The sequence below is a fragment of the Brochothrix campestris genome (genome assembly GCF_046058945.1).
Classification (GTDB): domain Bacteria; phylum Bacillota; class Bacilli; order Lactobacillales; family Listeriaceae; genus Brochothrix; species Brochothrix campestris.
Genome location: NZ_CP175511.1, coordinates 1,387,425 through 1,399,989, shown reverse-complemented (window position 1 = coordinate 1,399,989; position 12,565 = coordinate 1,387,425). Strand labels below are relative to the sequence as shown.

The 12,565-nt window shown below is 38.4% G+C and carries 10 protein-coding genes; 8 read left to right on the top strand and 2 right to left on the bottom strand.

Translation table 11 applies throughout. The features are described from left to right. The first annotated feature begins 41 nt into the window (after positions 1 to 41). The 7 genes from ACJYYY_RS06860 (at position 42) to ACJYYY_RS06830 (ending at position 8,827) form a co-directional block, all read left to right on the top strand. On the top strand, positions 42 to 971 hold the full coding sequence (locus ACJYYY_RS06860) for an ABC transporter permease (protein WP_408868750.1): 930 nt from the start codon (positions 42 to 44) through the stop codon (positions 969 to 971). 20 nt (positions 972 to 991) lie between these two features. Continuing rightward, positions 992 to 1,909, top strand: coding sequence for a carbohydrate ABC transporter permease (locus ACJYYY_RS06855; RefSeq protein ID WP_035312841.1), 918 nt, complete (start codon positions 992 to 994; stop codon positions 1,907 to 1,909). A gap of 23 nt (positions 1,910 to 1,932) precedes the next feature. Then, positions 1,933 to 3,387: an ABC transporter substrate-binding protein gene (locus ACJYYY_RS06850; RefSeq protein ID WP_035312839.1), complete on the top strand. Its 1,455-nt coding sequence runs from the start codon at positions 1,933 to 1,935 to the stop codon at positions 3,385 to 3,387. Between the two features lie 70 nt (positions 3,388 to 3,457). Next, a complete protein-coding gene (locus ACJYYY_RS06845) occupies positions 3,458 to 4,927 on the top strand; it encodes an ABC transporter substrate-binding protein (RefSeq protein ID WP_408868749.1) in 1,470 nt (489 codons plus the stop codon). A 92-nt stretch (positions 4,928 to 5,019) separates the two neighbouring features. Then, positions 5,020 to 5,637: a YesL family protein gene (locus tag ACJYYY_RS06840; RefSeq protein ID WP_035312837.1), complete on the top strand. Its 618-nt coding sequence runs from the start codon at positions 5,020 to 5,022 to the stop codon at positions 5,635 to 5,637. 2 nt (positions 5,638 to 5,639) lie between these two features. Continuing rightward, positions 5,640 to 7,331 (top strand): sensor histidine kinase, encoded by a 1,692-nt coding sequence (locus ACJYYY_RS06835; RefSeq protein ID WP_408868748.1) that lies wholly within the window; start codon positions 5,640 to 5,642, stop codon positions 7,329 to 7,331. A 5-nt stretch (positions 7,332 to 7,336) separates the two neighbouring features. Next, complete coding sequence (locus ACJYYY_RS06830) at positions 7,337 to 8,827, top strand: response regulator transcription factor (protein ID WP_156921072.1); 1,491 nt, start codon at positions 7,337 to 7,339, stop codon at positions 8,825 to 8,827. A gap of 28 nt (positions 8,828 to 8,855) precedes the next feature. On the opposite strand, the gene ACJYYY_RS06825 is transcribed toward ACJYYY_RS06830, so the two are convergent. Continuing rightward, entirely contained in the window at positions 8,856 to 9,956 is a 1,101-nt protein-coding gene (locus ACJYYY_RS06825; RefSeq protein ID WP_035312834.1) for an ABC transporter ATP-binding protein, read from the bottom strand. Positions 9,957 to 10,086: 130 nt separating this feature from the next. Here ACJYYY_RS06825 and ACJYYY_RS06820 point away from each other — a divergent pair, with 130 nt between their 5' ends. Then, positions 10,087 to 10,938 carry a helix-turn-helix domain-containing protein gene (locus ACJYYY_RS06820; RefSeq protein ID WP_408868747.1) on the top strand — a complete coding sequence of 284 codons (852 nt, stop codon included), beginning with the start codon at positions 10,087 to 10,089 and terminating at the stop codon, positions 10,936 to 10,938. A gap of 652 nt (positions 10,939 to 11,590) precedes the next feature. On the opposite strand, the gene ACJYYY_RS06815 is transcribed toward ACJYYY_RS06820, so the two are convergent. Further along, entirely contained in the window at positions 11,591 to 12,451 is an 861-nt protein-coding gene (locus tag ACJYYY_RS06815; protein ID WP_408868746.1) for an ROK family protein, read from the bottom strand. Positions 12,452 to 12,565 lie beyond the last annotated feature (114 nt).

The following is a 12,565-nucleotide window of genomic DNA, read 5'->3' as shown; positions in this document are numbered from 1 at the left end:
GATTGAATTGTACATAATTGGTCTAACAAGGAGGTGGGAAAATGAAAAGAAAACTGAAGCTCTGTTTAAAACAGCGAGCGCTCATTTTTATGGCATTACCAGCCTTTATTTGGATGATTTTCTTCTTTTATATTCCAGTCTTAGGTAATGTGGTTGCATTTAAAGATTTTCGTTATTCACCAGAGGGCTTTCTCGCCAGTTTGAAAAATAGTCCGTGGGTTGGTTTTGATAACTTTAAGTTTTTATTTTCATCATCAGATGCTTATCTGATTACCCGAAATACGTTATTGTATAACTTAGCGTTTATCATCATCGGGTTAGTGTGTGCGATTTTATTCGCTGTAATCTTAAGTGAAATACGATCGCGCAAAATGATTAAAATTTATCAAACATCAATGTTATTACCGTATTTTTTATCGTGGGTTATTATCGGCTACTTTGTTTATGCCTTTTTAAGTCCAGATAAAGGGCTACTCAATTCAATCATCACGATGTTTGGTGGTTCAGAAGTGAACTGGTATAATGAACCAAAATTTTGGCCTGTTATTTTAATCGTCTTAGGTGTCTGGAAATCGGTGGGGTATTCCAGTATCATTTACTTCGCTTCAATCATGGGGATTAATCCAACATTCTACGAGGCAGCAATGGTCGATGGTGCAACGAAATGGCAACAAATTCGTCATGTAACATTGCCACAACTAGTGCCACTAATTACCATTTTATCGATTTTATCAGTTGGTAATATTTTTAAAGCCGACTTCGGTTTGTTTTATCAGGTGACACGAAACTCAGGCGTGCTATACGAAGTCACATCAGTGCTTGATACTTATGTGTATAACGGATTAGCCAATACCGGTGATATTGGCATGGCAGCCGCTGCAGGTTTATATCAGTCAGTTGTTGGATGTGTATTACTTATCGTGGCCAATGCGATTGTCCGTAAATTAGATGAATCATCAGCTTTATTTTAGCAGAAGGGGGAGACGAACCAATGAGTAAGAAAAAAATTCAATCAGTGGGGGTACGATCCTTCGGTAAGAAAGCTGATATTTTCTTTAATGTTTTTTTAGCAATCTTTGCCTTATCGTGTGTGTTTCCATTTGTGTTTGTTATTATCATCTCGTTAACAAGTGAGCAGTCACTTTTAACAAATGGCTATACACTTTGGCCATCTGAGTGGAGTTTAGACGGTTATCGCTATTTAATGGACCTTAAGGAACAATTGTTACAATCACTGTTTGTAACAGTGACAGTAACGGTTGTAGGTACGTTAATTAACACGACATTTACGTCGACCTTTGCTTATGCTATCTCACGATCAGATTTTGTCTTACGTAAATTTTTCACGATTGCTTGTTTAATTACGATGTTATTTAGTGCTGGGATGGTGCCGAACTACATTGTAATGACATCAATGCTTGGTTTGAAAGATACGATTTGGGCTTTGATTTTACCGATGGCGATTAGCCCATTCAATGTCATTGTAATGCGAACGTTCTTTAAACGGACGGTGCCTGATTCAATTATTGAATCGGCTCGAATTGATGGTGCGAGCGAGTTGCGCATCTTTGGTCAAATCGTGTTACCGTTAGCAGTACCAGGGATAGCGACCATCAGTTTGTTTGCCGCCCTGGGCTTTTGGAATGATTGGTTTAATGCGCTTCTTTATATTCAAAGTGATAATTTAATTCCATTGCAATATTTATTGATGAAAATTCAGGCGAATATTGAATTCATGACACAAAATGCAAGCATGGGTAGTGCCTTAAGTAGTGGCGCCGAAGCAATTCCAAAAGAAGCAACACGAATGGCAATGGTTGTTATTTCAACCTTACCAATTGCTTTAAGCTATCCGTTTTTCCAAAAATATTTTGTGAGTGGATTGACAATCGGTGGCGTTAAAGAATAAATCATCCTATAGGAGGAATTGAAATGAAAACGTGGCGAAAAGTAGTAGCAACATCATTAATGAGTGTACTTGCAGTCGGAACATTAGCAGGTTGTGGCAGTTTATCAGGTGAAAAAAAAAGCAGTAAAGACGACAAGGATTCACCGACATTATTGATGTATCAAATTGGCGATAAGCCAAAAAACTATGAGGCATTAATTGAAGTCGCAAATAAGCGAATTGAAGAAAAAATTAATGCAAAGGTAAATATTCAATACATTGGCTGGGGTGATTACGAGCAAAAAATGTCAGTCATCGTTTCTTCAGGCGAAAACTATGATATTGCTTTAGCTAAGAATTTTGTAGCCAATGCGCAAAAAGGAGCTTACGCTGATTTAACTGATTTATTACCAAAATATGCTAAAGAAGCATATGATGATTTAGATGAATCTTATATTAAAGGAAATTCAGTGGACGGAAAAATGTATGCGTTACCAGTAAACGCAAATATTTTCTCACAACAAATGTTGACGTTTAATAAACAATACCTTGATAAGTACGACCTTGATATTAGCAAAGTAAATAGTTATGCGGATATCGCTCCGCTTTTAAAGACGATTAAAGAAAAAGAGCCGAACGTGATGCCAATGGCTGCAGGGCAAGGGTTTAGAGCCGAAGTTGGTCTTGATTTCCCACTAGCAAATGGCTTACCTTTTGCTATTGATGTTGATGGCGATGCAACGAAGATTATTAATCCGTTCAGCAGTGACAAAATGATGGCAGCGTATGAAAGCCTTCATGACTACTATCAAGCAGGCTATATTGCTAAGGATGCGGCAACGAGCAATACTGAATATCCATTAAATACAGGATCTTGGTTTGTGCGTCAAGAGACACAAGGCCCGTTTGATTATGGTGATACAGCGTTAACAACTGCGGCAGGACAAGCGCTCGTTTCTCGTGCAATTACACCAGCCTTGAAAACAACGCAAGCGGCTCAAATGGCTAGTTTTGTTGTATCGAGTGGTTCAAAAAATACCGAAAAAGCGGTTGAATTTTTAGGTTTACTGAACTCTGATCCAGAATTGTTAAATGGTTTAGTATTAGGAATTGAAGGCGAGGCATGGGAGAAAGTCGGCGACAATCGTTCGAAATTACTAGACGGTTATAAACCAGATATGCACATGTCAGCATGGAATACAGCAAATAATAAAGTTTTATATGTTGACGAAAGTATTTCTGATAAACAAATAAAAGAGCGTGATGATGCAATTGCAGCAGCAAAAGAATCACCAATTTTAGGATTTGTCTTCGATACGAAGGATGTTAAGAATGAAATTAGTAATTTAAACAATGTGATGAGTCAGTATTTAGATGGTCTTAACACAGGGACGTTAGATCCTAAAAAAGCTGTACCAGAAATGAATGATAAATTAGAAAAGGCTGGACTAGCAAAAGTAACGAAAGAAATGCAAAAACAATACGATGCCTTTCGATAACTAGTCCTAACCATCGACCATCACTTTTAGAAATAATCGATTGAGATAAACGACTATTGGGGGAGAGCAGATGAAACGAATGATTAAGGTTGGGGCAATCGCAATGGCAGGTATCGTCACGGCAAGTGTGTTATCAGGTTGTGGTAGTTTGACAGGTGAAAAAAAACAGGAAGCAAGTAAGGACAAGATGACGACTTTATTAATGTATCAGATTGGTGATAAGCCAAAAAACTTTGATGCGTTGATGGAAGTGGCTAATAAACGCATTGCAGAAAAAATGAATGTGCAGCTTGACCTACAATACATTGGTTGGGGCGATTATGAAAAGAAGATGTCTGTCATCGTTTCATCCGGTGAAAACTACGACATCGCCATGGCGAAAAATTATGTCACTAATGCTCAAAAAGGGGCTTATGCTGATTTAACCGAGTTGTTGCCAAAGTATGCCTCAGAGGCGTATGAGATGTTAGACGAAGGTTATAAAAAGGGTAATGAAATCAACGGAAAAATGTACTCGTTCCCTGTAAATGCAGACATTAGTATTAATCAAAAATTAACGTTTAATAAAACATTGTTGGATAAATATGATTTAGATATTAGTAAGGTGAAGCAGTATGCTGATCTTGAACCGCTTTTGAAAGTCATTAAGGAAAAAGAACCGCAAGTGACACCGATTGCGATTGGTCAAGGTTTTCGGGCTGAATCTGTTAGTGGCTATGATTACCCTTTAGGGAACGGCATGCCCTTTGCAGTTGAATTTGAAGGCGAAGACACGGCAATATTCAATCCGTTTGATCGACCTGAGATGCTCAAGAGCTTAAACGCAATGCATCGTTTTTATGAGGCGGGCTATGTGCCAAAAGATGCTGATACGAGTAACCGTGTCTATCCATTAGAAGCAGATACTTGGTTTGTTCGTCAAGAAACAGAAGGGCCATATAATTTTGGTGATTATGGCTTATCGGTAATTGCGGGCAAAGAATTGGTATCGAAGCCAATTACAAAACCGTATAAAACCCCTAATGCAGCTCAAGGTGCAGCCTTCGTTGTTTCGAGTGGTTCTAAAAACACCGAAAAAGCAGTTGAATTACTCGGATTACTCAATTCAGATGCCGAACTTCTTAATGGATTAGTATTAGGAATCGAGGGTGACGCCTGGGAGAAAGTTGAGAATAACCGTATGCGTCTGCTTGATGGCTATCAACCGAATATGCATATGTCTGGTTGGAATACAGGAAACAACAAAATTTTATATGTTGATGAAATGATTTCAGATGAGCGTATCAAGGAACGAGATGAGGTGTTACAAAATTCAAAAGAATCACCGATGTTAGGTTTTAACTTTAAAACAGACAAGGTGAAAAATGAGTTGAGTAACATTAATAACGTGATGACTCAATACCTCGATGGACTGAGTGTTGGTACGCTTGAAGCGGGTAAAACAGTGCCGGAAATGAACAAAAAATTAGCAACAGCCGGTTATGCGACGGTGCTAAAAGAAATGCAAAAACAATATGATGAATTTAAGGCGCAACAGTAATACTCTTCCTGAGTGAACAAAACAGATGACAGGAAACTGTTATTTGTTTTGTTTTTTCTCATGATAATAAAACGACCGAAAGAGGCGATGAAATGATTGGTGCATTATTAGAAACAATATTTACCCGTTGTTTTGTCATTATTAAATTGAATTTGTTTTGTATCGCATTAACGTTAATTGGTTTAATTGTAGTTGGAATCGGACCAGCTTTACTGACGATTAATCAATTATTTTGCGAACAGCAATGGGATTATAAACAAATAACCTGGAAAAAAACATGGGTGCTCTATAAACAAAATTGGCCGCGTGCCAATCAATTGTTCTTCACCTTTGCGGCGGTGGGTCTCTTTATTGGCTATAGCTTGTATTTAGCTGTGCAGGTACAGGGAGTAATCTTTTTAATTATCGATTTTATATTAGTGTTTGTAATGCTAGCTTTATTTATAACATATAGCTATGCCATCGTGCTAAATAATCGTTTTGAGATTAGTTTCTTAAATCTTATCAAGCTAGCCTGTATTACCTTTTATTCAAATTTCTTTATGCTCATTAAACTCATAATAAGCATCGGCTTTGTTTTAGTTATGACCTATCAATTTCCCGGTTTATTGATGTTTGCCTCATTAGCATTGATACAAATTATTTGTGTGTTTACAACAAAAAAATGGATTGTTATGATTGAGAGGAAGATTGTTGTGGAAGGGGATTAATTGTGAATAAACCACGTTTGATTAGTTCGTTACTCCGTCTTTATGCGATTGTCATGATTACAATTATTACGTTATTTACGATGGTGGTCGGTTACACCGTCTTACGCAAAGCAATGACTGATGCTCACAATGAAAATGCACAAGCCGCTAAGTTTATGACCGAAACAATTAATCATGCAGAACAACAAACAGAGGTGATTCTATCTGACCTATTAGGTGATGCTCAAAAAATAGAAAATTTATATGCCTATTTTTCACTTGATCCAAGTCAATATTTAGAAAAAAGCTTAAAAAATAATACGGGTGAACAACTGTATTGGCCGCAAATGATTAAGCAAGTGTATTATCAACAGCTCGGCATTGCAGGCATACGAATTAGTTTAAATGAATTCGATGAGCTTTTTTATTCTAATCAAACGAAAAAAGCAGGAGACAAACGAAAGAAACTGCCGAAACATGCGAATCAAATAGAAGTGAATCGGCCGATTATACATCCGGATAATATTAAGAGTACCGGGACGTTTACGATGATTATCGATGATGCGATTATCAAGAAAAACATTGAAGAAACAAATGGAACGGAAAAACAACAAATACTCGTATACACAGATTCAAATCAGTTAATGTATCAATACAGTGGTGAAAAAAACAGTGGGAATTCCGATAATAAGTCAGTGACGGATTATGTTAGCCTTAATGAGAAAATGACTGAAAAAGCAGATTATGTAACTGAAACTGAGAGTCGTTCTGGTTTGAAAATTGTGGTATTAACACCGAAATCACTTGTTTACCAACAGGCTTTTCAAGATTTTTTCTGGCTGTTAATTGGTAGCTTACTTATTGATGGTGTGCTATTGCTCGTGCTTTTTCGAACCTTTGGGTCATACGGTCGCCAAGTAGAAGATATCAAGGTCACGATGAATAAGGTGACAGAGTCACAACTTGAAATCAGAATTGATGAAGCGAGTAAAAAAAATGAATTGAAGGATATTGCCGCTGGGATTAATCACATGCTTGATGATATTAATCAGCAAGTAAAGGCAATCTACGTCTTGGAAATAAATCAAAAAGAGGCAGAGTTACGGGCATTGCAGTCACAAATAAACCCTCATTTTTTATACAACACTTTAGAATATATAAGAATGTATGCATTGAGCGAAGGTGTCGATGAGTTAGCCGATGTCGTCTATGCTTTTGCGAGTTTATTGCGCAACAACACCATGCAAGAAAAACACATTACGTTACAACAAGAAATGGCTTTTTGCGAAAAATATGTCTATCTTTATCAAATGAGATACCCCGATCGTGTAGCCTATCATTTTACGATTGCTGAGGATGTCACGGATGTCATAATTCCAAAGTTTTTAGTACAACCGTTAGTTGAAAATTATTTTGTACATGGCATCGATTTTACACGGATTGATAATGCTATGAGTGTTAAGGTTTATCGTAAAGCGGAACGCATTTTTATCGATGTGATTGATAATGGTCGCGGAGTGAGCGAAGCAGAACGGCATGATATCAATCATTTATTAGCAAGCAAAACAAAGATTAACAAGAACGCGGAACGTTCAATTGGTTTAATGAATGTCAATAACCGACTGAAACTATATTATCCAACATTTTCGCGAATGGTTCTGCTACAACATCAAAGTGGCGGTTTGCATGTTCAATTAACATTTGAGGGAGGATAGCGGTGATGTATAAATTATTATTAGTCGATGACGAGTACATGATTATTAATGGGATGAAAAAAATTATCAATTGGCAAGAATTAGGCATTGAAATTGTTGGTACAGCTAAAAATGGGCAGGAAGCACTGTCATTTATGCGCCAAAATGAAGTGGATATTGTCATTACAGATGTGATGATGCCACTTATGTCAGGGATTGAATTCATCAAAGCAGCACAAGCAGAGCAATTTGACTTTCATTTTATTATGTTGTCGGGCTTTGAAGAGTTTAAATACATGCAAGCAGGCATTGAACTTGGGGCAGAAAACTATTTAGTCAAACCAATAAATAAAGAAAAACTATTGAAAAATGTGTTGCGCATTCTTTCAAAAAGCCAACTGTCATCAGAACTTCCACAGTTACGCGAAAGTCATTTTCAAGAAAAAATGCAGCGATGGTTTAATGGCATAATTACTGAAGCAGAACTCGAAGACGATCTGTTTGGAGGGTCGTTTAACGATAATGCCCTTTTTACGGTCATTTATTTTAACGGGCTGACGTCAACAGAACAAACTCAAGTGATAACGAACTGTCGACTACTAAATCAATCGTATTATATGAGCGAAGGCCCACATATCCGTATTGTTTACGAAGGAAATTACCAACAAGCACTCGCTTTTATCATGCAATTTGAGCGGTTATATCGTGAAACAACTTGTACTGTCGGGCTGGGGTGCGTGGTTACTGATGCGAAAGACATCGTCAAAAGCTGTCAACAGGCATTAGATATGAATCACCTGGCCCGTTTTTATCGTCTAAGTCTACCAGAACAATTGATGCAGTTAAACGTTGTGGAGTCTAAACAGCGCACGAGCGATTTCGAGATGACATGCGTCAGTAATGCGCTTAATCAAAAAGCTGATGGGACGTTATGTGAAGTGGTGGCGATGTTTGTACGAACGATGAAGCAACAGTTACGTCCTGCTTCCTATGTACATCATCTCGCGTTATTAATTGTGGCAGAAATTCACCGTCATTATGACACTAATTATAATTATGAAAATGAATTAGCTAACATCGCACAGACAGACACCATTATGGCGCTTGAAACCGTCCTATATACACGAATAGAACAGGCTAGTACTGTTGAAAATACGATATTATATAGTCCAAATGTTCAGCAAGTTTTAGCGTTGATTGAAAAAAATTACCAGACCGATCTTACACTGAAGGATGTTGCTCAGCAGTTACATCTAAATGCGATGTATTTAGGACAGTTATTTAAAAAAGAAACAAACCAACGTTTTGCACAACAACTCAATGCCTTTAGGATTGAGAAAGCGAAAGAGTTATTGAATGAATCACTCCTAAATATGAATGAGATTAGTGAAGCGGTCGGTTATATGAGTGCGGGCTACTTTTATAAAATGTTTAAGCGGATTGAAGGCATTAGTCCAAGTGAATTCCGTAATGAAACGCATCAATCTGTTTCAAAAGAAAAAAACATCTCAAATTAACCGTTCGTTAAGTGAGATGCGCAGGCTATTACACGATAACATTTTCTGTTTCGCTATCAAAAAAGTGTGCTTTGTTCAAGTTGAAAGCTAATGAAATAATATCACCCGGCTTACATTCATCACGAGCGGGTACTTTGGCAATAAACTCAACATTGTTTAGCTTGCTATAAAGCATTGTTTCTGCACCGAGCAGTTCTGATACAACAACTTCAACGTTAATGACGCTTGAAGATGAATCAAGGACAATTTGTTCGGTTTGTAAATCTTCTGGTCGAATCCCAAAAATGATTTGTTTGCCTTCATAACCACGCGCTTTGAGGACTTTATATCTTCCCTCAGGAAGGATGAAAGACAGGTCGACATCGTTAGTAATCATGCCGTCTCTTAAGGTGACTGTGAAGAAATTCATTGCAGGTGAACCGATAAAGCCAGCTACAAAAACGTTTTTTGGATGATTATAGACCTCTTTTGGTGAACCAATTTGATGGACAAAACCATCTTTCATAATAACAATTCGATCAGCCATTGTCATCGCTTCTGTTTGGTCATGTGTTACATAAATTGTCGTTGTTTTGAGGCGATTATGTAATTTGGCAATTTCGGCTCTCATCGCAACCCGGAGTTTTGCATCAAGGTTTGATAAGGGTTCATCCATTAAGAAAACTTTAGCATCACGTACAATTGCACGTCCTAAAGCGACACGTTGGCGTTGTCCACCTGATAGGGCAGCTGGTTTACGATCTAAATAGTCAGTTAAACCAAGTACTTCGGCGGCGTCACCAACCCGTTGTTTGATTTCAGTTTTACTATATTTTCGTAATTTCAAACCAAAAGCCATATTATCATAAATACTCATATGTGGGTATAAGGCATAGTTCTGAAATACCATCCCGATGTCACGGTCTTTTGGTGCCACATCGTTCATCAATTTATTGTCGATGTAAAGCTCGCCATCACTAATATCTTCTAAGCCTGCAACCATTCGCAAGGTAGTGGATTTTCCACAACCAGAAGGTCCGACAAACACAATGAATTCTTGATCTTCGATAACAAGATTGAAATCGGTTACCGCAAAACCTTCCGCATTTGTGTACTTTTTATAAATATTGTTTAAAGCCATTTGTACCATCTTAATCGCTCCCTTATTAGGTGATATCTTTAGTATACATGGGGGTATTTATTTGGACTATAGACGGATTAACTAAAAATAAGAGCCGAAGTAACTAAAAATGAAAAGGCTTTCAAAGGGGTTGGTTGGAGTGAGTAAAAACTTGGCATTAATTTATCCATTTGCAAAGACAATGGGCGAACCGCTCGAACATCATATTAACATTAAAGAAAATCAGCGTTTTTTATGCATCCCAATGGCTGAACTATCTGAGACCGAACAACAGTTGCTCCACAGTTTATATGAAACAAAGTCTGAGGTGGGAACAACTAATCGGTGGCAGGCCTTCTTAGCGGAGCAATCAACAGAGATGCCGAAACTAGCAGTGCCGATTCGCTTGGTCTACTTTGATTTGCGCACACCGTTAGGTAGCGACCTTCAAATAGAATGGCTTCATTTATTCAACGCTTTTTTTGACGGTTGTATCAGTAGTTTCTTTATGAATGCTACGAGTGGTGTGTTAATTGAGGAGAAACAGCATGCGCCGCATACTGAAGAAACACTCAGACCACTTATCGAATTACTTGATAATGACTTTTTTACGCAAACAACCTGTTATTTAGGAACTTACCAGTCAGTTACACGACAACTTCCGCTTACGTTTAAAGAAGAACAGCGCCTCTTTAAAATGTTTGTTGCAAAGCAGTTGGCGGAACACGTTGTTTCTTTACCACAGTTTTACTTGCAAGTTGAGGGGCAACAGTTAGTATCGAATAGTTCGATGTTACAGCAATTGAAACGCACAATTAATGATCAGCCTGAGATTGAACCGATTATCAGGACGTTATGGCATAATGATGGTAATTTAGCATTGTCGGCTCAAAAACTGTATATTCACCGTAATACCTTGTTGTACCGTATTGAAAAATTTAAAGAAGAGACTAATTTACAGTTGAAAAAGATGGCTGATTTAACGTTGTGTTATTTACTTGTAATCGCTTAAAAGAGAGCTATCTTGGGATAGCTCTCTCAAACTGTAGACAAAGGTCAAACAGACTTCATTTTCTTTAAAATTCTATTACAATGACTTTATTTACGAGCTGATAAGACTGAATAGAAATGCTGTTATATCCTCTCATTTAATCAGCTAACAGCTCGTAAGTTTCAAGCTCTTTGCGAGCGATAGTAAATAATCGCCCACGCGACCTTTCCAATTTATACGCTGTTGAACGAGCTGATTTCACTTTCGTTCCTCTAGTTACATCAACCAGAAGCTGTCAACTTTCAGATAAATGGCAGCGACGGTAAATAGTCGCCTTCATTTATCTTCCAAGCTGTTTGCTTCTAGGCGGTTGATTTCACTTTCGTTCCTCTAGTTACATCAACCAGAAGCTGTCAACTTTCAGATAAATGGCAGCGACGGTAAATAGTCGCCTTCATTTATCTTCCAAGCTGTTTGCTTCTAAGCGGTTGATTTCACTTTCGTTTCTCCAATCACTGCAGTTTAGAACGTCTCTAAATTACTTTCATTCTAGTAAGCTCGACGAGCGAGTGACGAAGCGCGTACTGATGCTATGTAATCCCGAGCGAGCAAGTCGTAACGACTTAGAACAACATTTATCTTCAATCTCAGAGAGCTATAGATAAAATGGTTATTAAACTAACGTTTCCTTAGCCAATAACAAAGCCCCAGTAATACCAGCATCATCGCCCAATTCGCAGTAAACGAGGTACTGATCGAGTGGTGGGGTATTGACGTAACCGTTCATTAATTCATTAAAATAGTGACGCATTTTTGGATACAGCTGGCTTTGCTTCATGACACCGCCACCGAAAATAATTTTTTCGGGTGAGAGCGTTAACGTATAGTTAACGGCAGCCTGCGCGAGGTAGAAGGCTTCGATATCCCATGCCTCATGTTCAGGCGGTAAGGTGGTGGCTGCTTGCTGAAAGCGAGCCGCAATTGCGGGGCCGGCAGCTAAACCTTCAAGGCAGTCGCCATGGTAAGGGCAAACACCAGCGAAAGCATCGTCTGAATGATGTTTCACTAAGATGTGGCCCATTTCAGGATGGCTAAAACCATGAAATAGTTGGTCGTTCATCACAACCCCACCGCCAATACCAGTGCCAACCGTTAAATAAACACAGCTGTGTTTGCCACGGGCGGCACCACGTTTTAATTCGCCAAAAGCCGCGGCGTTAACGTCGGTCGTAAAGGCGATTGGTATTTGAAAATGGCGTTTGAGTGTGCCGAGTAAATCGAATTGTTGCCACGCGATTTTTGGTGTTGCTAAAATCGAGCCATAGGTCGGTGAAACTTCGTTGACGTCAATCGGTCCAAAGGACCCAATCGCCAAAGCATCAAGTTGATGCGGTTCAAAAAAAGCAAAGACGGCCGCTAATGTTTCAGTTGGTGTGGTCGTCGGTAATGAGATGCGCTCAAGCAGTTGTAGGTTTTCATCAGCAACGGCACAAACAAATTTTGTGCCGCCCGCTTCAATTGCGCCTAGTAACATGTTATCCAGCTCCTTTAGGATGTAATTATTGTAAGCGTTTCAATTATATCACAAAAGACTATACTTTTAAAAAAGATTTAGAGCTGATAGTACTTAATGACCTTTTTAAGCTGT